The organism is Intrasporangium sp., assembly GCF_051961875.1.
In the GTDB taxonomy this organism is placed as follows: domain Bacteria; phylum Actinomycetota; class Actinomycetes; order Actinomycetales; family Dermatophilaceae; genus Intrasporangium_A.
The window spans coordinates 1-21672 of sequence record NZ_JBQCCV010000251.1 but is presented as its reverse complement, the minus strand read 5'-3'; the positions used below and the strand labels follow the sequence as shown (position 1 = coordinate 21672).

General features: G+C 71.2%; 23 protein-coding genes and 1 riboswitch. Of the genes, 14 read left to right on the top strand and 9 right to left on the bottom strand.

Annotated features, from left to right (window positions below; genetic code table 11):
- Positions 1-5: 5 nt before the first annotated feature.
- Entirely contained in the window at positions 6-614 is a 609-nt protein-coding gene (locus tag ACTHJJ_RS15145; RefSeq protein WP_440303773.1) for a TetR/AcrR family transcriptional regulator, read from the top strand.
- Here ACTHJJ_RS15145 and ACTHJJ_RS15140 read toward each other — a convergent pair.
- Entirely contained in the window at positions 607-1599 is a 993-nt protein-coding gene (locus tag ACTHJJ_RS15140; RefSeq protein ID WP_440303772.1) for an SDR family oxidoreductase, read from the bottom strand. The two genes, ACTHJJ_RS15145 and ACTHJJ_RS15140, sit on opposite strands and share 8 nt — an antisense overlap.
- A 97-nt stretch (positions 1600-1696) precedes the next feature.
- On the opposite strand from ACTHJJ_RS15140, the gene ACTHJJ_RS15135 reads away from it, so the two are divergent.
- Positions 1697-2218 (top strand): DUF488 domain-containing protein, encoded by a 522-nt coding sequence (locus ACTHJJ_RS15135; protein ID WP_440303771.1) that lies wholly within the window; start codon positions 1697-1699, stop codon positions 2216-2218.
- A 181-nt stretch (positions 2219-2399) separates the two neighbouring features.
- Here the strand turns inward: ACTHJJ_RS15135 and ACTHJJ_RS15130 are convergent, their stop codons facing one another.
- Positions 2400-2972 (bottom strand): COG4315 family predicted lipoprotein, encoded by a 573-nt coding sequence (locus tag ACTHJJ_RS15130; RefSeq protein WP_440303770.1) that lies wholly within the window; start codon positions 2970-2972, stop codon positions 2400-2402.
- 175 nt (positions 2973-3147) lie between these two features.
- On the opposite strand from ACTHJJ_RS15130, the gene rocD reads away from it, so the two are divergent.
- From rocD to ACTHJJ_RS15115, 3 genes are all read left to right on the top strand, one after another.
- Complete coding sequence (gene rocD, locus ACTHJJ_RS15125; protein WP_440303769.1) at positions 3148-4365, top strand: ornithine--oxo-acid transaminase; 1218 nt, start codon at positions 3148-3150, stop codon at positions 4363-4365.
- 52 nt (positions 4366-4417) lie between these two features.
- Entirely contained in the window at positions 4418-5116 is a 699-nt protein-coding gene (locus ACTHJJ_RS15120) for a dienelactone hydrolase family protein (protein ID WP_440303768.1), read from the top strand.
- Between the two features lie 198 nt (positions 5117-5314).
- A complete protein-coding gene (locus ACTHJJ_RS15115; protein WP_440303767.1) occupies positions 5315-5995 on the top strand; it encodes a hypothetical protein in 681 nt (226 codons plus the stop codon).
- Here ACTHJJ_RS15115 and ACTHJJ_RS15110 read toward each other — a convergent pair.
- The 4 genes from ACTHJJ_RS15110 to ACTHJJ_RS15095 all read right to left on the bottom strand — a co-directional run bounded on the left by ACTHJJ_RS15110 (position 5965) and on the right by ACTHJJ_RS15095 (position 10310).
- Positions 5965-6489, bottom strand: coding sequence for a 2'-5' RNA ligase family protein (locus ACTHJJ_RS15110; RefSeq protein WP_440303766.1), 525 nt, complete (start codon positions 6487-6489; stop codon positions 5965-5967). The two genes, ACTHJJ_RS15115 and ACTHJJ_RS15110, sit on opposite strands and share 31 nt — an antisense overlap.
- Positions 6490-6532: 43 nt before the next feature.
- On the bottom strand, positions 6533-7102 hold the full coding sequence (locus ACTHJJ_RS15105; RefSeq protein WP_440303765.1) for a YceI family protein: 570 nt from the start codon (positions 7100-7102) through the stop codon (positions 6533-6535).
- A gap of 169 nt (positions 7103-7271) precedes the next feature.
- Positions 7272-8636, bottom strand: coding sequence for a dihydrolipoyl dehydrogenase family protein (locus ACTHJJ_RS15100; protein ID WP_440303764.1), 1365 nt, complete (start codon positions 8634-8636; stop codon positions 7272-7274).
- A gap of 54 nt (positions 8637-8690) precedes the next feature.
- A complete protein-coding gene (locus ACTHJJ_RS15095; protein WP_440303763.1) occupies positions 8691-10310 on the bottom strand; it encodes a DHA2 family efflux MFS transporter permease subunit in 1620 nt (539 codons plus the stop codon).
- A 184-nt stretch (positions 10311-10494) separates the two neighbouring features.
- Between ACTHJJ_RS15095 and ACTHJJ_RS15090 the strand changes: the two genes are divergently transcribed.
- Complete coding sequence (locus ACTHJJ_RS15090) at positions 10495-10941, top strand: SRPBCC domain-containing protein (RefSeq protein ID WP_440303762.1); 447 nt, start codon at positions 10495-10497, stop codon at positions 10939-10941.
- A 43-nt stretch (positions 10942-10984) separates the two neighbouring features.
- On the opposite strand, the gene ACTHJJ_RS15085 is transcribed toward ACTHJJ_RS15090, so the two are convergent.
- Positions 10985-11917 (bottom strand): alpha/beta fold hydrolase, encoded by a 933-nt coding sequence (locus ACTHJJ_RS15085; RefSeq protein ID WP_440303761.1) that lies wholly within the window; start codon positions 11915-11917, stop codon positions 10985-10987.
- A 189-nt stretch (positions 11918-12106) separates the two neighbouring features.
- On the opposite strand from ACTHJJ_RS15085, the gene ACTHJJ_RS15080 reads away from it, so the two are divergent.
- Both ACTHJJ_RS15080 and ACTHJJ_RS15075 read left to right on the top strand, forming a co-directional pair.
- A complete protein-coding gene (locus ACTHJJ_RS15080; protein ID WP_440303760.1) occupies positions 12107-12502 on the top strand; it encodes a VOC family protein in 396 nt (131 codons plus the stop codon).
- A 53-nt stretch (positions 12503-12555) separates the two neighbouring features.
- Positions 12556-12804 carry a DUF2630 family protein gene (locus tag ACTHJJ_RS15075; protein ID WP_440303759.1) on the top strand — a complete coding sequence of 83 codons (249 nt, stop codon included), beginning with the start codon at positions 12556-12558 and terminating at the stop codon, positions 12802-12804.
- Between the two features lie 22 nt (positions 12805-12826).
- Here ACTHJJ_RS15075 and ACTHJJ_RS15070 read toward each other — a convergent pair whose 3' ends face one another.
- Positions 12827-13234: a VOC family protein gene (locus ACTHJJ_RS15070; protein ID WP_440303758.1), complete on the bottom strand. Its 408-nt coding sequence runs from the start codon at positions 13232-13234 to the stop codon at positions 12827-12829.
- Between the two features lie 287 nt (positions 13235-13521).
- Positions 13522-13881, bottom strand: a complete 360-nt coding sequence (locus ACTHJJ_RS15065) for a VOC family protein (RefSeq protein ID WP_440303757.1) — start codon at positions 13879-13881, stop codon at positions 13522-13524.
- 104 nt (positions 13882-13985) lie between these two features.
- On the opposite strand from ACTHJJ_RS15065, the gene ACTHJJ_RS15060 reads away from it, so the two are divergent.
- The 6 genes from ACTHJJ_RS15060 to ACTHJJ_RS15035 all read left to right on the top strand — a co-directional run bounded on the left by ACTHJJ_RS15060 (position 13986) and on the right by ACTHJJ_RS15035 (position 21469).
- A complete protein-coding gene (locus ACTHJJ_RS15060; protein WP_440303756.1) occupies positions 13986-14897 on the top strand; it encodes a sigma-70 family RNA polymerase sigma factor in 912 nt (303 codons plus the stop codon).
- Positions 14898-15068: 171 nt separating this feature from the next.
- Entirely contained in the window at positions 15069-17243 is a 2175-nt protein-coding gene (locus ACTHJJ_RS15055) for an ATP-dependent DNA ligase (protein ID WP_440303755.1), read from the top strand.
- Positions 17244-17338: 95 nt separating this feature from the next.
- Positions 17339-17716 (top strand): YciI family protein, encoded by a 378-nt coding sequence (locus ACTHJJ_RS15050; RefSeq protein ID WP_440303754.1) that lies wholly within the window; start codon positions 17339-17341, stop codon positions 17714-17716.
- A 46-nt stretch (positions 17717-17762) separates the two neighbouring features.
- On the top strand, positions 17763-19067 hold the full coding sequence (locus ACTHJJ_RS15045; RefSeq protein WP_440303753.1) for a DUF6596 domain-containing protein: 1305 nt from the start codon (positions 17763-17765) through the stop codon (positions 19065-19067).
- The gene (locus ACTHJJ_RS15040; RefSeq protein ID WP_440303752.1) at positions 19055-20167 is read left to right on the top strand and encodes a GTP pyrophosphokinase; all 1113 of its coding nucleotides are present in this window, start codon (positions 19055-19057) and stop codon (positions 20165-20167) included. Before ACTHJJ_RS15045 ends, ACTHJJ_RS15040 begins: the two co-directional genes overlap by 13 nt.
- Positions 20168-20385: 218 nt before the next feature.
- Positions 20386-20552: riboswitch (cyclic di-AMP (ydaO/yuaA leader) on the top strand.
- A 2-nt stretch (positions 20553-20554) separates the two neighbouring features.
- Complete coding sequence (locus ACTHJJ_RS15035; protein ID WP_440303751.1) at positions 20555-21469, top strand: CHAP domain-containing protein; 915 nt, start codon at positions 20555-20557, stop codon at positions 21467-21469.
- The last annotated feature ends 203 nt before the right edge of the window (positions 21470-21672 follow it).

Below are 21672 nucleotides of genomic sequence, written 5' to 3'. Positions count from 1 at the left end.
GCGGCATGACGGAGACCGTTGGTGAGGTGGTCGAGCCCACGCCCCTGACGCAGCGCGCCCGGGCGCGCCGGGAGGAGGTACTGGCGCAGCTGCGTGAGCTCTTCCTCGCCGAGGGCTTCGCCGATCTGACGATCGCCGACCTCGCCGAGCGCCTCCGCTGCTCACGCTCGACCCTCTACCTCGCCGCGGGGAGCAAGGAGCAGATCGTCGTCGCGACCGTGCGGTCGTACTTCAAGGCCGCGGCCGCCTCGATCGAGCGGCGCCTCGCCGAGGAGGCGGACCCCGTCGCCCGCCTCCGGCTCTACCTCGACTTGGTCGCCGAGGAGCTCTCGCCGGCCTCGCCGGCCTTCCACCGCGACGTCGCCGGGTTCCCGCCCGCGCGCGAGGTGTACCGCCAGAACACCGGGTATGCCGCTCAGCGGGTTCGCGCGCTCATCGACGAGGGCGTCGCGGCCGGGCGGCTGCGGCAGGTCGACGCGGCCTTCGTCGGGACCGCGGTCGGTGAGGTGATGACGGCCATCCAGCGGGGCTCGATCTCAACGGCGACCGGGCTCGACGATGCGGCCGCATACCGGCAGCTGGCCGACCTGCTGATCCACGGGCTCGTCACATGAGACGCTCGAGGACCTTTGCGCCGGCGCGGCGCCCGGCGGAGCCGACGGTCCGGGCGACGTTCCCGAGCGGGGTGCGGCGCAGGTCCTCCTGAGTCGAGTCGGCGAGCGCCCGGTCGTCGAACGCGCCGTGACAGCCGTGGTCGCCGGGCAACGGCTCCCAGAGGTTGTCGCCACGCTGCGGCTTCGGCTCGCCGGGCACGAACTGGCTGTCGAACCCGGTGTCCCCCAGCAGCCGGTCGAGCGCACCGGGGACGACGCGGTTGGCGAGGATCGTCCGGGTCGTGATCCACGTGACGTTGACGGCGCGGTCGCCGGTCCGGGCCGTCTCGACGATGGCGCGCGCCGGGATCTCGGGCTGGAAGATCGGCGGCACCGGCTGCGGGCGGCCGTCGCAGAGGTTCTTGCACATGTCGAACTGCGGCGTGTTGACCGCCGGCAGGTTGACCTCGCTGACGGTGATGCGGCTGCCGTCGTGGATCAGCTCGCTGCGCAACGAGTCGCAGAGCCCCTGGATCGCGTGCTTGGCCGAGCAGTATGAGGACTGCAGCGGGATGCCGCGGTAGGACAGCGCGCTGCCGACTTGGATGATCCGGCCCTCCTTGCGAGGACCCATGCAGCGCAAGGCGGTTCGCGTGCCGTTGGCCGTGCCGTTGAAGACGACGCTGAAGGCCCGGTCGAAGTCCGCGGGTGGGATATCGGCGAACTCACCCATGATCGTCACCATCGCGGAGTTGACCCAGATGCCGATCGGGCCGAGCTCCGCCTCGACCCGGTCCGCGGCCGCGTCGACCGCCTGGTGGTCGGTCACGTCGACGGAGATCCCGAGGCCCGGCACGCCGCGGTCGCGGATCTCCGCCTCGGTCGCCCGCAGCGATTCCTCACCGCGCGCGAGCACGGCGACCGGGTGCCCTTCCTCGGCGAAGGCGCGGGCCGTCGCACGACCCACGCCCGAGGAACCACCAGTGACGACGACTACGGGCTTCATCCCTTCGGCCTACCCGCGGCCTCGCGGTGCTAATCGGCCGGCGTGCGAGCTGCCGGCCCCCAGCCGCGCTGACTCAGCCTGCTCGTAGGGTCGGCTCATGGTGATCCACACCATCGGCCACTCGACCCGGCCCTTCGACGAGTTCCTCGCCGTGCTGCGGGCCCACGGGATCGAGGCAGTGGCCGATGTCCGGACCGTCCCCAAGTCGCGCCACAACCCACAGTTCCACATAGACGCCCTGACCCGCACGTTGCCCGAGGCCGGCCTCGACTACGTCCACCTCGGGGCCCTTGGCGGCCTGCGGCACCCGCGGCCCGACTCGCCCAACAGCGGGTGGCGCAACTCGAGCTTTCGCGGCTACGCGGACTACATGCAGACGCCGGAGTTCGCGGCCGGCCTGGACGAGCTGCTGGGTCTGGCCCGCGGGAAGCGCATCGTCATCATGTGTGCGGAGGCGGTGCCGTGGCGCTGCCACCGCTCCCTGGTCGGCGATGCCCTGCTCGTCCGGGGGTACGAGGTGACCGACATCTACGACGCGCACACGGCCAAGCCGGAGCGCCTCACGGCCTTCGCCGTCGTCCACGGCCTCGAGATCACCTATCCGGCCAGCGCTTTGTGACGCATGAGGCGGTGCGCTCACTCGACGAAGAGGTCAGGGCCTGGCCGCCCACCTCGAGGGAGCGGCCCTGGCACTCCGCGCCCAGCCGGCTTCACGACGTCGAGTGAGCACCTCGTCCCAGATGCCACGAACGGGGAGGTGACCCGTGGGACGGAGCGCTCACTCGACGAGTGGAGCGGCGTCAGTACCCGCCACCGCCACCGCCACCACCGCCGCCTCCGCTGCTGCTGCTACTGCTGCTGCCGCCAGAGGTGGCCGCCGCCATCACCGGGGCCCCTGCTGCGGTGAGGACGTGCCAGATCCCCTGGAAGTTCTGGCCCGTGACGTCCCCGGCGCTGCTGTCACCGGAGTAGAAGTAGAGCGGCCAGCCGTTGAGGGTCAGCTGCTTCTGCCCGCTCGGGCCGGTGATCGTGGCGACCTTGCCGGTGACGCCGGTCAGCTTCGGCATCGACGACGCCTCGTACGCCGGGGGCCAGAGCGAAAGGCAGACGCCCTTGCACGCACTGGAGGTCGCGTCCTGCTTGTCCTTGTCGAACTTGTAGAGGGTTCGACCGTTGCCGTCGGTGACGACCGAGCCGAGCGAGGTCGACCGGGTCATCAGGGCCGACACCGCCATGCTCGAGCCGCCGCCCGTGGCGGCACCGCTACCGCCGCCGGCCGCCTGTCCCGACGTCGACGTCCCGCCGGCGCTGCTGCCGCACGCCGCGAGGAACAATCCAAGCGTCACGGTCGGCAGAACTGTCCTGAGTCGCATCCGAACCTCCTGGTGCCCTCCGCCGATCCGGTCGATCGACGGCCTCACGCCGGTTACACGACACAGCCCGCGGTGCGGTTCAGCCGAACCCCTCGGGTCTTCGGCCGTGCCTGCGCGGACATCAGGTGGGGCCGTTTTGCTTGTCGGACCGCCGGGGACGGGAGACAGTGAGGTCATGCACGCACCCGGGGCCACGAGCCAGTCGTCCGAGCACCTGTCCCTCGCCGAGGAGTGGATCGCGGCGAACTACCATCCCCTGCCTGTCGTCATCGCCCACGCCGAGGGCGCCTGGGTGACGGACGTCGACGGCCGCCGCTACCTCGACGCGCTGGCCGGCTACTCGGCACTCAACTTCGGGCACCTGCACCCGACCCTCGTCGCCGCGGCGCACGAACAGCTCGACCGGCTCACCCTGACGAGCCGGGCCTTCCACAGCGACCAGCTCGGCCCGTTCTGCCGGGACCTCGCCGCCCTCGCTGGCAAGGAGCTGGTCCTGCCGATGAACACCGGCGCCGAGGCGGTCGAGACGGCCATCAAGACGGCCCGCAAGTGGGGGTACGAGGTCAAGGGCGTGCCCGACGGCCGGGCCCGCATCATCGTCATGTCCGGCAACTTCCACGGCCGCACGACGACGATCATCAGCTTCTCGGAGGACCCGGCCGCGCACGACCACTACGGGCCCTACACGCCGGGCTTCGACATCGTGCCGTACGGAGACATCGACGCCCTCGAGGCGGCGATGACGGACGAGACGGTCGCCGTGCTCCTCGAGCCGATCCAGGGCGAGGGCGGCGTCATCGTGCCGCCCCCCGGATACCTGCGGCAGGTCCGCGACCTGACGCGTCAGCGCGACGTCCTCATGCTCGCCGACGAGATCCAGTCGGGGCTGGGCCGGACAGGCACGACGTTCGCCTGCGACCTCGAGGACGTCGTCCCCGACGTCTACATCCTCGGCAAGGCCCTCGGGGGCGGGATCGTCCCGGTGTCGGCCGTCGTCGCGGACCGGTCGGTGCTCGGGATCTTCACGCCGGGCAGCCACGGCTCGACGTTCGGCGGCAACCCGCTCGCCGCGGCGATCGGGCGGGCCGTCGTGGGGCTGCTCAGGACGGGCGAGTACCAGGAGCAGGCGCGACGCCTGGGCAAACTGCTCGACGAGGGGCTCGGCGAGCTGGTCGGCCGGGGTGTGGACGCCGTGCGCGTGCGGGGCCTCTGGGCCGGGGTCGACATCACGCCCACGGTCATGACCGGACGAGAGGCCTGCGAACGGATGATGGAGCAAGGGGTCCTGATGAAGGATACGCACGGCTCCACGGTGCGCCTCGCGCCACCGATCGTCATCGCCGAGGACGACGTGCACCTGCTCGTCGACAGCTTCGCCAAGATCCTGCGGTGACGCGGTCCCGGCCTGTCGTGAGCGCGGATCACCCACCGACATACTTGCGCCCATGAGCGAACGCGTCCTCATCCCGACCGAGTCCGGCGAGATGCCGGCACGACTGTGGCTCCCGGCCTCCGGCACGGGTCCCGGCATCGTGCTGTGCCAGGAGATCTTCGGCCTGAGCCCCTACATCCTGAGCCGCGCCGAGGACCTGGCCGCGCTCGGCTATGTCGTGCTCGCACCCGAGTTCTTCTGGCGCCTGGGCGTCAGCGCGGTCGAGGAGGGCGACGGCGGTCTCGAGCGGGGCATCGCCCTCGCCAACGAGCTCGACTGGCCGCTGACTGTTCGCGACGGGGTGGCCGCGGTGCGGTGGCTGCGCGGTCGCGACGAGGTCGCGGGGCGAATCGGCCTGCTCGGGTTCTGCTTCGGCGGCGGGCTCGCCTTCAACATCGCCGCCAAGGCGCCGGTCGAGGCCCTCGTCAGCTACTACGGCTCCGCGCTTCCCCTGCTGCTCGAGATCGCCCCGCGGGTGACGGTGCCGAGCCTGCACCACTTCGGCACGGCCGACTCGTTCATCGACCGGGAGGCGGTCGCGAAGATCCGGGCGGCCGTGACGGCCTCGCCGACCACCGTCTTCCACGAGTACGAGGGCGCCGACCACGCCTTCGACAACCCGGACCTGCCCTGGCACCACCCAGCCGCCTCGGCCCAGGCGTGGGATCGCACGGTCGCCTTCCTCGAGGAGCACCTGCCCGTCGCAGCGTGAGGCAGGCCCGGGGCGGCCGACTCACCCGCGCGCCGCTCCGCTGACTCAGAGGAGCGGTGGCTACGCCGGATCACTCTGCCCTGCACGGCGCCCTGAGACCCTGCTCAGCTGGGCTGAGCAGGGTCTCAGGGTCGAGGCAGGGTCCAACCGGGGTCGTCCCCCATGGAAGCGCCGGCCGGATCCCGAAATGCTCGGAGCATGGCACTCCCGACCCTGCCCCACCGGACGCCGCGGACCGACCGGACCACCAGCACCGTCCTCTCCGCCGCTCTCCCCCGGGTCCCCGCCGTGCCCGCGACCCTGCCGGATGCGGCACGCGAGCTCGTGCTCACGGCGCCGATGCTCCTGTTCGCCCACGGCATCCTGGTCTGGCTCGACGACCTCGGGCAGCACGGGCGCAGCGGCGTCATCTGGTTCCTCGCGCAGGCGGCACTCATCGCGTCGGTGTTCTCCTTCGTCGGCCTCGCCGCGGGCCTGCGCCACGTGACCGTCACCACCGCGGCCCGTCGTCACCGCCTCGCCACGCTCGCCCTCGTGGGGGCCATCGCCGGCACCGGCCTGACCACCTGGGTCGCTCTCGTGCGCGGCATCGGTGGTGCGGTCGCGACCGCGGGAGCCCCGCAGTGGCTCCTCGCCGGCGGGCCGATCCTGCTCGCGGCGTCCTTCCTGGCCCTGCTGGCGCTCGCGGCACAGTCCCTCGCGCTGCCCCGCCGCAGCATGACGCTGGGCGTGCTCGGCGTCGTCCTGCTCGGCGTCCCGTGGGACCTCATCCCCCTCGCCGCGCTGGTCATCCTGCTCGCCCTCGAGCCGCTGCTCCGCAGCGACCCCGAGGCGCTGGACGGCGACGACTACAGCAGGTGGGGCAGTGGCCAGGCCTGACCCGTCGAGCTGTCGATGACGATCGCTCGGTTGACCATGACGGACAGGGGCAGGACGTCGGCGACCGCCTTGACCACGATCGGCAGCTGCAGGCCTGTCGCACCGGTGGCGAGCGACACGTGGGGCACCCACGACCCCGGCTCGTAGTGCCGGTGGAGCATCCCGCCCGCGCCCGCCACGGCGGTCGCCACCTCCTCCTGCCGGCGCACGATGTCGACCGACACCGCCGGGACCAGGGCCGCACGGCCGCGCGGGAAGGCGACGGTGCCATGGAAGCTCAGCTCGAACGGCTCGGCCGGCGGCAGGGCCCCCAGCGCATCGCGCACCCGGTCGAGGTCCCAGTCGAGCATCACGGCATACGACAGGTGGGGCAGGTGCCGGCCGTGCGTGTGGGACTGGAGGGTGCGGATGCCGCTCTCCTCGAGGCGCGCCCAGAGCTCCCGCATGAGGCGGTCGCCTCGGCGGTCGAAGAGCAGGCAGACGGCCAGGGCCATGAGGTCATCTTGCCCCGGGGAGGGCCGCCCGACGCGACGGGCGTCAGTCGCCCTGCTGCTCCTCGCCGTCCTGCCGCTTGATGGCCGAGATCTCGAACTCGAGCGAGATCTTCTCGGACACGAGGACGCCACCCGCGTCGAGCGCGACGTTCCACTCCAGTCCGAAGTCGCGCCGGTTGACCCGACGGCTCCCCTCGAAGCCCGCCCGGACGTTGCCGTAGGCATCGGTCTGCACGCCCATCAGCTCGAGCGGGACGACGATCGGACGGGTGATGTCGCGGATCGTGAGGTTGCCGCTGACGCTGTAGGCCCGCTCCCCGAGCTCCTCGATGTTGGTGCTCTCGAAGACGATCTCCGGCCAGCGCTCGGCATCGAAGAAGTCCGCGCTGCGCAGGTGCTCGTCGCGCTGGTCGTTGCGGGTGTCGACGCTCGCCGTCTTCAGCCGCACCACCGCCGTCGACTTGGTCATGTCCTCGAGGTCGGCGTGGAAGTGCCCGTCGACGTCGTTGAACGACCCCCGCACCGTCGTCACCATCGCATGCCGCGCGGAGAACCCGATCCGCGTATGGCTCGGGTCGAGGTCCCAGTCCCCGCTCAGGTCGATCTCTGTCATGCCCACCCATCCCTCTCTTGTTCGTCCGGTGGGTCAATATCCCACGTCACGCGGAGCCGCGTTCCACAACGCGCTGTGCCGAGATCCGAGCCCCGACGATGTCGTATGCCGCTCCCCCGGGCTCAACGGCATACCCACCCTTCTGCTTCCCGGCACGTCGAGCGACCGCTCACGTGAGGTCGGCGAGGGCCGTCTCGATCCCGCGATGGAAGGTCGGATAGGCGTAGATCATCGAGCGGAGGGTCTCGACGGGAACCTCGGCGTGCACCGCGACCGAGACGGCGCCGAGCACCTCCCCGCCCGCGGGCCCCATGGTCGTCGCGCCCACGAGCACGCCACGCGAGGCGTCCTCGACGAGCTTGATGATCCCCTCGTTGCCCGGGCCCCGGACGAAGCCGCGGCTGGTGCTCGGGACGGGCACGGAACCGATGCGCACGTCGATGCCTTGCTCGCGCGCCTTCGCCTCGGTGAGGCCGACGGCGCCGACCTCCGGCTCGGTGAAGGTGACCCGGGGCAGGGCGCGGTAGTCGGCGGCCGGCCCGTCCTGACCGAGGATGTCGCGCACGACGACCCCCGCCTGGTACATCGACACATGGGTGAAGGCGCCCTTGCCGGTGATGTCGCCGACCGCCCAGACGCCGTCCGTGACGCGGCAGCGGTCGTCGATCGGGACGCTGTGCGCAGTGGGATCGACGCCGACGCGGTCGAGACCGGTCGCGGCTGGGTCGACCCGGCGGCCGGTCGCGACGAGGAGGCGCTCACCGCTGACGGTGGAGCCGTCCTCGAGGGTGAGCTCGACCTCACCGTCCCCGCCGGTGACCTTCGTAGCGGTCGCGCCCAGCCGCAGCTGGACGCCCTCCGACTCGAAGACCTTCTGGAGCCGGTCGGACGCCTCCGGCTCCTCGGTCGCGAGCAGGCGGGGGCCGGACTCGACGATCGTGACGGCGACGCCGAACCGGGCGAGGACCTGGCCGAACTCGCAGCCGATCGCGCCCCCACCCAGGATGACCATCGAGCGCGGGAGCTCGCGGGCCTCGACGAGGTCTCGGTTCGTCCAGAGGTCCACCTCCTCGATCCCTTCGATGGGAGGGATCAAGGGGTTCGTGCCGGTGTTGACGACGATGCCGCGACCGATGCTGTAGGTCTCCCCATCGACCTCGACCTCGTGGGCGTCGACGATGCGGCCGGTGCCGCGCACGAACGTCACGCCCTTGTCGGTGAGCCGCTCCACCGCGACCCGGTCGTCCCAGTCGTCGGTCGCCTCGTCCCGGAGCCGCTTGGCGACCGGCGCCCAGTCCGGGACGACCTCGCCGGTGTGCCCGGCCAGCCCCGGCACGCGCCGGGCCTCGGCGAGGGAGCCCCCAGCGCGGACCATCATCTTCGACGGGATGCAGGCCCAGTAGGGACACTCCCCGCCGACGAGGCGATGGTCCACGCCGAGGACCGACAGGCCCGCCGAGGCGAGCTCGCCCGCGACGTGCTCACCGCCCGGGCCGAGACCGATGACCGCGATGTCATAGCTCTGCGTAGCCATCGCCCCATTCTCGCCCAGGCCCGCCCCCGCCGCGCGGGAGCGAGCCGGCAAGGATCAGTGGAGCATGACGGGCGGGGCCTCCGCCTCGGCCTCGAGCAGGTGCGACACCTCGTGCTTCCGCGGCAGGAACAGCGCCGGGATGATCGTCAGGCTGACCAGGATCGCGCCGATGAGGAAGGTCTGCGCGAAGGCGTGGGCCGCCTCGGACAGCCCCTGCGACATACCCGCCTGGCCACCGATCTTCTCGAGGATGGCCGGGTCGTGGCGCGCCGCGATGGCGGCGCCGGCGAGCGGCTTGGCGTTGAGGTAGTTCGTGTAGACGACCGAGATGACCGCCACACCGATGGAGCTCGCGACCTGCTGGGTGATGTTGAGCAGGGTCGAGCCCCGGGCCACCTCGTGGGCGCGCAGTGTCTTGAGCGCCGAGGTCATGATCGGCATCATCGTCGCCCCCATGCCGAGGCCCATGATGAACAGGACCGGGATGAGGTAGCCCCAGTAGGACGTGTCCGCGGTCACCTGGGTCAGGGCGAACATGCCGCCGATGATGACGAGCAGCCCGAACGGTGCGATCCGGCCGATCGGGAAGCGGTCCGCGAGGGCACCCGCGATCGGCATGGTGACCATCGCGCCGAGCCCCTGTGGGGCGACGAGCCAGCCGGAGTCGACCGGCAGCTCACCACGGACGAGCTGGAAGTAGGTCGGCACGAGGAACAGCGCGCCGAAGAACGACGCGGCGAAGAGGAACATCGTGAGGATCGCGACCGTGAGGTTGCGATTCGCGAAGAGCCGCAGGTCGAGCAGCGGGTGCTTCGGCTTGAAGCTGTAGACCACGAACGCGGCGAGCATGACCACGCCGATCGTAACGGGGATGGCGACCTTCTTGGCGAAGAACGTGCCCTCGCTGGGGATCGAGCTGATGCCGTAGAGGAAGAGCGCGAGACCCGGTGACATGAGCAGCATGCCGATGACGTCGAACGACTCGGACGGCTCGGGCCGGTCCTTCTTCAGCGCCCAGGCCGCGTAGAGCATGGCGACGATGCCGATCGGGATGTTGATGCGGAAGATCCAGTGCCACGAGTAGTGGTCGATGAGCCAGCCGCCGAGGATCGGGCCGAAGATCGGGCCGAGGAGCATCGGGATGCCGAGGATGGCCATGAGTCGACCCATCCGGTGTGGGCCGGCCGCCTTGGTCATGATCGTCATGCCGAGCGGCATCAGCATGCCGCCGCCGAGGCCCTGGAGGACCCGGAAGGCGATGAGCATGCCGATCGAGTTCGCCTGCCCGCAGAGGGCGGAGCCGGCGGTGAAGAGCAGCAGCGCGAGGATGTAGAGGCGCTTGGTGCCGAAGCGGTCGGCGGCCCAGCCGGTCAGCGGGATGACCGTCGCGAGCGCGAGCGTGTAGGCGGTGATCGTCCACGCCACCGTCGAGTACTCGATCGGGTGGGTCGGGTCGGTCGAGAACGCCTGGACGAAGGTCGGCAGTGCCACGTTGACGACCGTGATGTCGAGGATCGACATGATGGCGCCGAGCACGACGACGCCGGCCACCTTGAGGACAGCGGCGTCGATCTTGTCAGGGAGCTCTGTCTGGGTTGGGTAGGTCTGGGCCACGAGATGGACCCTTTCGTCGATGGGGATGAGGGGGGCCGCGTCGAAGAGCGGCTCGGGCACGGCGACGACGCCAGTGCAACGCTGCGCGGGCGTTCGGGCATTCCACGCTACTGCCCGGGTCTGACACGAGGCGACCGGTTTTGCGCGGCAGGCCACGCTACCGCGGGTGACCTCTCCTGGTCCGGCATTTCTCCGGAAACCAATGGTGCTCCGGCGTGAGCGCAGATGGCTAGGGTCGAGAGGCATGGACGAGCCGATCGTGCACTCCGTCGTCGTCTCCGCAGCTCCTGAGCGGGCCTTCCAGGTCTTCACCGAGGACTTCGGCAGGTGGTGGGATCCCCGTCTCACGGCGGCGCCGCACACCTTCGGGACCGTGCACGTGCCGCGCGGGCCGGGAGAGGACGTCGTCTTCGAGCACACCGACGGGGTTCGCTACCCGATCGGCCAGGTCATGGAGTACGAGCCGGGACGCCGGTTCTCGATGTCGTTCTGGCTCGCCCTCGACCGGGAGCACCCGACCCGGCTTCTCATCGAGTTCGAGCCGAGCCCGGCCGGTGCAGAGACGCGGGTAACCCTCACGCAGGACGGCTGGACCGCAGGCAACATCGCGGAGCGGCAGAAGTACACCGAGTGGCCCGACCTGCTGCGCCGCTATGCCGAGTGCGTCGAGGAGCCGCGCACCACGCGGTGACCGCCGACTGACGCCCGCCCGCGGCCCATATCGCCCCTGCGCGTCAGGCCCGGCGGATCCCGTCGAGCCAGGGCACGAGCCGCTCGAGGACGAGGTCGGGCACCTCGAGCTGCGGCACGTGGCCGACGCCGGCGAGGAACAGTGTGTCCCAGCGGGCGTTTGCGGCCGCGGTCGCCTCCGCTGCCGCGAAGGGCACGAGCCGGTCCTGCTGACCGTGCACCAGCAGCACGGGGCGCGCGATGGAGCGCAGGTGTGCGGCATACGTCCTCCCCCGAGCGAGGACGCGCACGAGGGAACGGGCGGCACCGAGGAACTCGCTGTGCACGCCTGGCAGCGTGGCGCGGTGTTCGGCGAGCACGATGTCCGCCTCGAAGACATCGGGGTCGATCCGGGTGCGGTCCGCGAAGCAGAGCGCGAGGGTCCGACGGACCTGCTCCTCGGCGCTGTAGCGGCGCTGGTTCCGCTCGAGATAGGTGTTGCTGAGGAACGGGAGAGAGAAGAGGGCGAACTGGGCGGCGACGAGCGGGTCCTGGTGCCGGTGCACCAGCGGCAGGGAGGGGTCGACGAGGCAGAGTCCGGTCACGAGCTCGGGTCGCTTCGCGGCGAGGAGGGCGGAGACCATCCCGCCCATCGAGTTGCCGACGAGCACCGCCGGGCGACCGAGGACCTCGTCGATGAACCGTCCGAGCAGGCGCGCGTTGGCCTGGACCGTGGTGCGCCGCCCGGCTCCGGGGGTGAGGCCGAAGCCCGGGAGGTCGATGGCGACGACGTGGCGGTCGTCGGTCAGGGCCGGTGCGATGCGCACCCAGTTGAGGTGGGAGCCGCCGAGGCCGTGCACGAGGAGCACGGGTGCACGGTCATCCCCGTGGGGAGCGCCGAAGTCGACCCAGTGGACCGGCCCGTCGAGGTCGTCGGTGTGGCTCTCGCCGTTCCAGCGGGATGCGAGCGCCGAGACGGAGACGTCAGCGTTCGTCATACCGTCCAAGGTAGTAGCGGCTACTGAGCGCTCGGTCCCCTCCCCCTGATCGGTATGCGGCCCACCCTTCCTGTCCCGCGCACTGGCCCCCTGCTGCCTCAGGCGCAGCAGGGGGTGAGGATGGCGCGGTCTGGCCGAACGAGCGTCCGGTCGTTACCGTCGGTTGGGAAGCCACGCCAAGGAGGTCACATGTCACGCGTCGTCCACATCGAGATACAGGCCGACGACCTGGAACGTGCCAAGAAGTTCTACGCCGACGTCTTCGGATGGACCTATGAGGACTACAGCCAGGTCAGCGGCTCCCCCTACTGGGGCATCACCACCGGCCCGACCGACCAGATGGGCATCAACGGTGGCCTGCTGCCCCGCCCGGCCGCGGCGCCGGCACCCGAGCAGGGCACGAACAGCTACGTCTGCACCATGGCCGTCGACGACTACGACGCGACCGAGCGGCGCATCCTTGACGCCGGCGGCGCCGTTGCCCTGCCCAAGACGGCCCTGCCCGGGATGGCGTGGCAGGGCTACTACCTCGACACCGAGGGCAACACCTTCGGCATCCACCAGCCCGACGAGAACGCCCGCTGAGTCGAGCGCTCCGGGCTGGTCCCGTCCCCGCTCCGCCGTGCAATAGTGGCGGGATGGCTGACGACGCCTCGATCCAGGAGCACATCAAGCACCTCATCGGCGAGGAACACCGGCTGCGGTCCGCCCGCGAGGCGGGCTCCATCCAAGGAGGCGAGGAGCAGGACCGGCTCGGTCGGATCGAGGTCGAGCTCGACCAGTGCTGGGACCTGCTGCGGCAGCGCCGGGCCAAGCGCGAGTTCGACCAGAACCCCGACGAGGCGCAGGTGCGCCCGCCGGGGATCGTCGAGGGCTACCAGGGCTGAGACGCACCAGCCCGGTGCGCACTCAGCGCCAGGCGTCGGGGCTCGGCCGGCAGAGGCAGAACAGGTGCCCGGCCGGGTCAGCGTAGACCCGGAAGCCCCGCTCCTCGCCCCGCTTCGGGTCGGTCGTCGGGTCGACGGCCCGGCCGCCGAGCTCGAGGACCTGCGCATGCGCCGCCTCGATGTCCTCCACGAGAAAGTCGATGTGGGCCTGCAGCTCACCGTCCTCCCAGCTCGGTGGCTCGTGGTCGGGCGCGTGCTGGAAGCCGAGGTCCGGACCGTCCCATTGCAGCGACACCCAGTCCCCCTCCGGGTCCGCGTCGACCTCTCCACCGAGCAGTCCTGCATAGAACCGCGCCAGCTCCACCGGCTCCCGACAGTCGAACGCGATGTTCCCGAAGCTCAGCTTCACCGCGACGGTCGCCTCGCTCATCGTGCCTCCTTCTCGTGGACGGGCGATGGTGCCCGACGGGGCATAGCGTGCCATCACCGGACGGCGTTGAACAGGACGTCGGGGATGTCGCTGACCTGCAATTTTGCCGCGGGGCTTGACCTTGGGAGGGTATGTCCGCTAATGCCCGATTTGACCCCGGACTCTCGTCCGTCGGGGGCGTTGCACAGGAGGATTTGACGAGCGGATGGGTATGCCGTTCACCCAGCCCCGGGGCGGACCGCGCGGTGGTCCTGGGGCTGGCTGAGCGGCATACCGGATGGGTGGTCTCAGGCCGAGGCGAGGCCGACGAGGCTGCCCTCGCCGGCCCGCACCAGCGCGACCTTCATGCCGCTGCCGACGTCGGTGGGCTCCTGCACGACGGTGGCGCCGGCGCCCTTCAGCGACGCGAGGGCGGAGTCGATGTCGTCGACGTTCCAGTACGGCACCGGTCCTGACGCGCCCTTGGCGGCGCCGTGCGGGTCGAGGCCGATCTGGACGCCGCCCGACTGCCAGCCGACGTAGTACGCCGAGTCGTGGGGCGGCTCACCGAGCAGGGCGGTGAGGGTGGACTTCGTGGGCTCCAGGTCGGAGACGCCGTAGATGATGCTGAAGAGGCCGTTCGTGGTGATGGCCGGAGTGGTGGACATGCTCGCTCCTTGGAATCGTGGGTCCGGGGGTTGTCACAACGGGCCGCTCTGGCTCGTCAAACTCCATGACGGATCGCAACCCGCGGATGTGACAGGAGCACGAGATGAACGCTACGCCGGCTCTGGCCGAGGAATTCGAGGAGAACCGTGACCATCTGGCGCGGGTGGCGATGCGCCTGCTCGGCTCGCCCGAGGACGCCGAGGACGCGGTGCAGGAGGCCTGGTTCCGGCTCGAGCGCACCGACCGCGGCTCCATCGACAACCTCCGCGCGTGGCTCACGACCGTCGTCTCGCGGGTGAGCCTGGACCTGCTGCGCAGCCGCTCGGCCCGGCGCGAGGAGCCGGACGGGGAGGCGGTCGTCGAGTCGCTCGGCGCCTCGGCCTCGGGTGACAGCGCAGCCGACCCGGCGGCGCGGGCGGAGCTCGCCGACTCCGTGAGCGTCGCGCTGCTCGTCGTGCTCGAGAGCCTGGGGCCGTCGGAGCGGCTGGCCTTCGTGCTGCACGACCTGTTCGCCATCCCGTTCGACGAGGTCGCTTCCGTGCTCGACACCTCTCCTGCGGCGGCGCGCCAGCTCGCGTCCCGGGCCCGACGGCGGGTGCACGGCGGTGACCCGACCGGCCCGTCGCCCTCCGACCCGGCGCATCGAGAGGTCGTCACGGCCTTCCTCGACGCCTCGCAGGGCGGGGACCTGACGCGCCTCGTCGAGCTGCTGCACCCCGATGCCGTGCTCCGGTCCGACGTGGCCGCCGCGGCGATGGGCTCGCCCGCGCTGGTCGGTGGCGGCTCCGAGGTGGCCGACTTCTTCTGCGGCAAGGCCAAGGCGGCACGCCGTGTCCTCGTCGACGGCGCACCGGCCGCGGTGTGGTCGCTCCACGGCGTCCCGAAGGTCGCCTTCCTCTTCACGCTCGACGACGCGACCGGTCAGATCACGGCGATCGACCTGGTCGCCGACCCCGACCGGCTCGCGACCTTCACGATCGAGTCGATGGCCAGGACTCGCACCCTCGCAGACTGATCGAGAGCCAAGTTTCCCACCATCGAGATTTCCCTTTCCACATCGACAGTGCACTCTTCTGAATCAAGACGCACTCTCGATTCGGACTACTGCGCTCTCGATCCGGGGAGATGGGCTCCTGAATCGGCGGGAGGGAGGCGGGCGTCGGTGGGTGCGCCTACGATCGGCGAGGTGAGCGACAAAGCCGCCGTGCTCGAGGTCCCCGGTCCCGACGGGACGCGGGAGGTGCGTGTCTCGAGCCCGGAGCGGGTCCTCTGGCCCGGGGTGGGCATGGCGGACGGTCAGCCCGTGACGAAGCTGGACCTGGCCAACTACGTTGTGGCGGTTGCCGATCCGCTCCTGGCCGCGCTCGGGGACCGCCCCGTGACGCTGCAGCGCTTCCCGGAGGGCATCGAGGGTGAGGAGTTCTTCTCCAAGAACCCGCCGCGTGGTGTCCCCGACTACTCCCGCACCGTCAACGTCACCTACCCGTCCGGCCGCCGCCACCCGCAGCTCGTCATCGACGAGGTGGCCACCGCCATCTGGGCGGTGCAGATGAACACCATCACCTTCCACCCCTGGCCCGTGCGCACCGGGAACGTCGACAAGCCGGACGAGCTGCGCATCGACCTCGACCCGCAGCCGGGTCGTGGCTTCGCCGACGCGGTCGAGGCGGCCTTCGCCCTCCGGGAGGTGATGGCAGAGATCGGCCTGACCGCGTGGGCGAAGACAAGCGGCAACCGTGGCGTCCACGTCTACGCCCGCATCGCCCCGACCCACGAGTTCCTCGACGTCCGGCACGGCGTCATCGGCATCGCTCGCGAGCTCGAGCGACGGCTGCCCGACCTCGTCACGACCTCGTGGTGGAAGGAGGAACGCGGCGAGCGGGTCTTCGTCGACTTCAACCAGGCCAGCCGTGACCGGACCATCGCGTCGGCCTGGTCACCGCGGCCGCTGCCCGGGGCACCCGTCTCCACCCCCGTGACGTGGGAGGACCTGCGCACCATCGACCCGACCACGCTGACCGTCCGGTCGGTCCCCGATATGGTCGCCGACGGCGGCAACCCGTGGGCCGCGATGGACGACGCCGTGGGCGACGTCGCGGCGGCAATCTCCTTGTGGGACAAGGACGTCAACGAGCGCGGCCTGGGCGAGCTCAACTTCCCGCCGGACTACCCCAAGATGCCCGGCGAGCCGCCGCGCGTCCAGCCGAGCAAGCGCCGCACCGACAAGGCGGACCACGAGTACATGGCCCCCAAGGCCGAGCGCGACGCCGACCTGCGCAAGCTCTGGGGCCCGGTCCCCCCGCCCGTGCCACCCATGCTTGCCAAAGCCGTCAAGGACTTCGGCGCGGTCAAGGGCGACGTCCTCTACGAGCCCAAGTGGGACGGCTTCCGCTCGATCATCTTCCGCTCCGGCGACGAGGTCGAGATCGGCAGCCGCAACGAGAAGCCGATGACGCGCTACTTCCCGGAGATCGTCGAGGCGGTCAAGGCGAACTTCCCGGACAACGCGGTCATCGACGGCGAGATCGTCCTGGTCCGGCCCGAGGATCGCGACCGGCTCGACTTCGACATGCTCCAGCAGCGGATCCACCCGGCCGCCTCCCGGGTGCGCAAGCTCTCGACCGAGACGCCGGCGAGCTTCGTCGCCTTCGACCTGCTCGCGCTCGACGGAGAGTCCTACCTCGAGCGGCCGTTCCACGAGCGCCGGGCCGCGCTCGAGCGGGCCCTCGCCGACGCCCAGCCCCCGATCCACCTGACCCCCGCCACGAGCGAGCGGGCCACCGCCAAGGACTGGTTCGAGCAGTTCGAGGGCGCCGGCCTCGATGGCGTCATCGCCAAGCCGGTCGACGGCCGCTACGAGCCGGACAAGCGGACGATGTTCAAGATCAAGCACGAGCGCACCGCCGACTGCGTGGTCGCCGGCTACCGCACCCACAAGGCCGACCCCGAGGCGATCGGCTCGCTCCTGCTGGGCCTCTACGACGCGGAGGGCAACCTTGCCAGCGTCGGCGTGATCGGCGCCTTCCCGATGGCGCGCCGCAAGGAGCTCTTCACCGAGCTCCAGTCGCTCGTCTCCGAGTGGGACGACCACCCGTGGAACTGGGCCAAGCCCGAGGAGGGCGTCCGCACCCCGCGCTCCTCCGAGTACAGCCGCTGGAACAACCAGAAGGACCTGTCCTTCATCCCCCTCAAGCCCGAGCTCGTCGTCGAGGTCCGCTACGACCACATGGAGGGCACCCGCTTCCGGCACACGGCCCAGTTCGTCCGCTGGCGGCCCGACCGCGACCCCACGTCGTGCACCTTCGCCCAGCTCGACGAGCCGGTCAGCTACGACCTCGCCGACGTCCTCACCGCGAAATAGGACGAGCCGCCCGGCACCGGATGTCGATTCCCCCGGCGCTCGTTCGTCAGCAGGATGTGACGAGAGCCGTCACCGAGACCAGCAAGGAGCCGACCATGGCCGACACGTACGTCTACCTCATCCACGAGCCCGACTGGGACCCGGAGGGCTACATCCCCGCGGCCGGCGGCCCGGAGCCCGCCTTCGCGGAGCACGCGGCCTTCGCCAAGGCCGTCGCCGAGCTCGGCGCCCGCATCGTCGGCGGCGCCGCCCTCAACAACTCGAAGTTCGGTGGCACCGTGACGCCCGGCCAGGGCGAGCGCCAGGTCGAGGACGCGGTCTGGACCGACGGCCCGTTCACCGACACAACCGAGGTCATCACCGGCTTCTACATGGTCGAGACCGAGGACCCGGACCTCGCCAAGCGGATCGCGGCACTCGTCCCGACGAGGGGTCACATCCAGTGGCGCAAGGTCTTCCCGACCGGGATGTGACATCGCTCCACTGACGCCGTGGGTCGGCCGCGGCGAGAATGACCGCATGCGGCCGACCCCGGAGGAGTTCGCGGACGCGTGGCCGCGCATCGTCCGCGCCCTTGCCGCCCTGACGGGCAGCCTCGACGACGCGGAGGAGTATGCCGCTGAGTCCCTCGCGCGCGCCGCCGCCGACCCGGGGCCCATCGACTCGCTGGCCGCCTGGTGCATCACCGTCGGCAAACGGGCCTGGCTCGACGAGCAGCGCCGTCGCGCGACCCTCGCGCGGCTGGCCCCCCAGCTCGCCGAACCCGACGTGGACGAGACCGCCATGACCCACGACCCCGACGACCCGCTCGCCGCGAGCGCCGGCCTCGACGACCGGCTCGCCCTCCTCTATGTCGCGTGCGACGAGGAGCTGAGCCAGACGAGCCAGCTGGTGCTCGCGCTCCGCGTCGTGTGCGGCCTGACCGTCCCCGAGATCGCTGGACACCTCGGCATCCAGGACACTGCGGCCGCGGCCCGGCTGACCAGAGCGAAGAAGACGCTCCGTGAGGCCCGCGGCGAGTTCCGGGTCCCCCCCGTGGCCGAGCGCGAGCGGCGGCTGCCGGTCGTGCTCGCCTGCGTCGCAGGCATGTTCACCGTGGCGCACCGCACCTCGCTCGACCCCGTTGACGCCCTCGCGGACACCGGCCGGCAGGCCCTCTCCATGGCCGACGCGCTCGTCGCGACCCTGCCCGACGACGCAGAGGTCCGCGGCCTCCGGGCCGTGGTCCGGCTCGCCCTCGCCCGGCGCCCTGGCCGCGTCGACGACACGGGGACGGCGCTCGCGCTCGACGAGGTGGACCGCTCCCGGTGGGACCAGGACCTGCTGGCCGCCGGGCTGGCCGACGCCCACGCCGCGATGGACCTGCAGGACGTGACCTCTCGACGGGCGGTGCCAACTCGACCGGAGCAGAGCCCGGGGCGGTTCACGCTGGAGGCTGCGATCTCCGGGCTCCACTCGATCGCACCCAGCTTCGCCGAGACCGACTGGGACATGATCGTCACCCTCTACGAGGGCCTGGAACGGGTCTGGCCCTCCCCGGCGGTCACCGTCGCGCAGCTCGCCGCCCGCATGCACCGCGCCCTCGCGCGCGAAGACGCCGACGAGCTCGGCCACGTCGAGACCGCGCTGCTCGAGCTGGCAGCCGGCGGAGCGGCATACGCCCGGCGTGACGCGCGGCTGGCTCTCGCGGACCTCGCGTGGCGAACGGGACTGCGGGAGCAGGCTGCCCAGCGCTACCTCGCCCTCGCCGACGAGCTGACGCCCGAATCGCTGCGGAGGTTCTGTCTGCGGCGGGCCGGTGACCCGGCAGGATGGGGCGCATGACACGTGCCAGCTCCCGCGAGCGCCGCGCCGCCGTTCGACGCGCCACGGCGGCCTACGCCGAGCGGCGTCCCCAGCTGGAGGTGGCGACGCGCCTGTTCGTCGAGATGGTCACCGACCAGCTCGACGACGCGGGCATCAACTACCTGACCGTGACGGGGCGGACGAAGACCGTCGAGTCCTTCGCGGGCAAGGCCGAGCGGATCCTGTGCGCCCAGCCGCACCGGACCGACCTCGACGCGCTCATCCGCGAGGAGATCACCGACGAGATCGGCGTCCGGGTCATCACCTACGTCCTCGGTGACGTCGACGCCGTCGCCGAGCTGCTGGCCCAGGAGCTGGCCGTCCTCGACGACCGCGACCTCGGTCTCGAGACGGCTCGCGCGGGCCGGTTCGGCTACTCGAGCCGGCACCTGCTCGTCGCGGTCGACGCGAGCCGGAGCATCCCCTCCGCCTACGAACCGCTCCGGCGGCTCGCCGCCTCGGTGCAGGTACGGACCGTGCTGCAGCACGCGTGGGCCGAGTTCGAGCACGACATCCGCTACAAGGGGACGGTGCCGGAGGAGTACGCCTCCGACCTCGACCGGCGCTTCACGCTCGCCGCCGGGTTGCTCGACCTGGCCGACCGGGAGTTCGCGGCGATCCGCGACCGGCTGCAGCTGGCCCTGCCCGAGGAGCCCGACGAGGAGGACGACGAGACCGAGGCGGCCGAGGCCGCGGAGGTGACTGATGAGCTCGTGGGGGTGCCGCGGCGCTCGGGGCCCCGGATCGGCGCGCAGGACCTCGCGAAGTTCCTCGCGACGACCTACGCGGACGCCGGCTGGTCCCGCAGCGACCACTACGACTGGATCTCCGGCCTGCTCGCGGACCTCGGCATCAGCACCGTCGAGCAGCTCGAGCAGGTGCTCGCCACCGTCGACGAGGGAGAGGTCAGCGCCCGGATGGGTTACAAGTACCCGCCCGGCGCGGTGCGGCGGCTCGACGATGCACTCCTCGCGGTCCATGGCGAGCGCTACGTGAAGCTTCCCGGCAATGCCCATCGGGTGCCGTCGCTCGAGGCCCGGCTGGCCCGGCTCCGGCCCGGCACCGGGAACACCGCCTGACCGGTGATGCGCCGCTTCGACGACGTCTTGTCCATATCCTGAGGCGAATTCGTCGTCTGCAGCCGTAGAACCACCTTCGTCGCCGGGGCTGACACGCGATACCCACAGGCGCGTTACACAAACGTGACATCCGTAGAAAGCTCGGTTAGTGTTTGGCCCGCCGGTTCATCCCAGAGCCGGTGCCGAGGGTGGTCCGCCGAGTCCTGCCTGCTGCCCAAGGCCCCTCTACGTTCCATCTGGCAGGAGTGGGGGACCCATCTCCCGGGCGCTCCGGCGCTCTTGGGGTGAAGCCCTCGCGGTGAGCACAGACACGCTCGCAGCGCGGGCCGGGCAGCACCTCCGCCCGAACCCGACAGCTAACTCCGTAGGCGGCCCGTGAGGTACCACGTGACAACAAAGCGCCACCCCGGACGCCACCGCGCGCCAGGCAGACACAACCCCCTAGACGAGCTCCGGCTCATCGCCAAGGAATCCGCCCAGCCGGTCATGAAGGGCGCAGCCACGGTCGCCGCAGCGGGAGGCATCATCGCCACCGTCGCGGGCCCCGCCAGCGCCGAGACGGTGAGCCGCCCCAGCACCGGCACCGTCGAGCAGGCCGTCTCCACGGCCCCGAGCACCGTCGGGCCGAAGTCCGCCGCCGTCGAGGCGACGAACGCCCTCGCCGCCATCGGCTACGCCGCCCCGAAGGCCCCCACCAAGCCGCAGGTCATCGAGGACCTCGTCGTCAAGGAGCAGCGCGCCGAGGCCGCGGCCAAGGCGAAGGCCGACGCCGAGGCGAAGGCCGCAGCGGACGCCAAGGCTGCCGCCGAGGCCAAGGCCGCCGCGGAGGCCCGCGCCGCAGCGTCGCGCTCCGCGACGCGCACCACCCTCACCGCGTCGACGTACTCGGCCAAGGTCGGCACCAACGCCTCGGTCGGCTCCACGAACGCGCCGGCCGCCTCCTCGGGCGTCCGCTCCTCCCACAACTGGGCCACCGCCGGCCAGTGCACGTGGGGCGCGCTCAACAAGTGGTACCAGTCCGAGGGTTACTACCCCGGTGGCTGGACCGGTAACGCCCTGGTCTGGGCGTCCGGTGCGGCGAGCGCCGGCTACACCGTGAGCAGCGTGCCGCGGGTCCGCTCCATCGTGGTCCTGCAGCCGGGCGTCTACGGTTCGTCGAGCGCCGGCCACGTCGGCTGGGTCACCGCGGTCAACGGCGACCAGGTCACCATCGTCGAGATGAACGCCCTCGCCGGCGCGTACAACTACAACACGCGCACGCTGACGAACGTCGGCAGCATGAAGTACATCTACGCTCCCTGAGCCAGCACCACCAGAAGGTATGCCGCTCACCTCGCCGAGGTGAGCGGCATACCTTTTGCCTTCGCTCGGCCCCCTCGCGGGAGGGGCTGGTGTGCGTGAGTGGCGGATGGGGCGGAGTGGGGCCCCCCCCGGGGTGGTGGGGTGGGGCCACCCCCCCCCCCCCTTGAGGTTGGGGCGCAGCCAGGGCCGCCCCCCCGCCCGGC

Coding starts and splice junctions, on each gene's coding strand:
- ACTHJJ_RS15110 (WP_440303766.1), bottom strand. CDS start 6,489: ATGGCCCTGGCCGTCTGCCTGCTCTTCGACCGCCGAGGCGACCGCCTC.
- ACTHJJ_RS15070 (WP_440303758.1), bottom strand. CDS start 13,234: ATGAGCGAGGCGACCGTCGCGGTGAAGCTGAGCTTCGGGAACATCGCG.
- ACTHJJ_RS15045 (WP_440303753.1), top strand. CDS start 17,763: ATGCGGCCGACCCCGGAGGAGTTCGCGGACGCGTGGCCGCGCATCGTC.
- ACTHJJ_RS15130 (WP_440303770.1), bottom strand. CDS start 2,972: ATGCGACTCAGGACAGTTCTGCCGACCGTGACGCTTGGATTGTTCCTC.
- ACTHJJ_RS15040 (WP_440303752.1), top strand. CDS start 19,055: ATGGGGCGCATGACACGTGCCAGCTCCCGCGAGCGCCGCGCCGCCGTT.
- ACTHJJ_RS15075 (WP_440303759.1), top strand. CDS start 12,556: ATGGCTGACGACGCCTCGATCCAGGAGCACATCAAGCACCTCATCGGC.
- ACTHJJ_RS15115 (WP_440303767.1), top strand. CDS start 5,315: ATGGCACTCCCGACCCTGCCCCACCGGACGCCGCGGACCGACCGGACC.
- ACTHJJ_RS15120 (WP_440303768.1), top strand. CDS start 4,418: ATGAGCGAACGCGTCCTCATCCCGACCGAGTCCGGCGAGATGCCGGCA.
- ACTHJJ_RS15050 (WP_440303754.1), top strand. CDS start 17,339: ATGGCCGACACGTACGTCTACCTCATCCACGAGCCCGACTGGGACCCG.
- ACTHJJ_RS15145 (WP_440303773.1), top strand. CDS start 6: ATGACGGAGACCGTTGGTGAGGTGGTCGAGCCCACGCCCCTGACGCAG.
- ACTHJJ_RS15140 (WP_440303772.1), bottom strand. CDS start 1,599: ATGAAGCCCGTAGTCGTCGTCACTGGTGGTTCCTCGGGCGTGGGTCGT.
- ACTHJJ_RS15090 (WP_440303762.1), top strand. CDS start 10,495: ATGGACGAGCCGATCGTGCACTCCGTCGTCGTCTCCGCAGCTCCTGAG.
- ACTHJJ_RS15100 (WP_440303764.1), bottom strand. CDS start 8,636: ATGGCTACGCAGAGCTATGACATCGCGGTCATCGGTCTCGGCCCGGGC.
- ACTHJJ_RS15085 (WP_440303761.1), bottom strand. CDS start 11,917: ATGACGAACGCTGACGTCTCCGTCTCGGCGCTCGCATCCCGCTGGAAC.
- ACTHJJ_RS15060 (WP_440303756.1), top strand. CDS start 13,986: ATGAACGCTACGCCGGCTCTGGCCGAGGAATTCGAGGAGAACCGTGAC.
- rocD (WP_440303769.1), top strand. CDS start 3,148: ATGCACGCACCCGGGGCCACGAGCCAGTCGTCCGAGCACCTGTCCCTC.
- ACTHJJ_RS15105 (WP_440303765.1), bottom strand. CDS start 7,102: ATGACAGAGATCGACCTGAGCGGGGACTGGGACCTCGACCCGAGCCAT.
- ACTHJJ_RS15065 (WP_440303757.1), bottom strand. CDS start 13,881: ATGTCCACCACTCCGGCCATCACCACGAACGGCCTCTTCAGCATCATC.
- ACTHJJ_RS15080 (WP_440303760.1), top strand. CDS start 12,107: ATGTCACGCGTCGTCCACATCGAGATACAGGCCGACGACCTGGAACGT.
- ACTHJJ_RS15135 (WP_440303771.1), top strand. CDS start 1,697: ATGGTGATCCACACCATCGGCCACTCGACCCGGCCCTTCGACGAGTTC.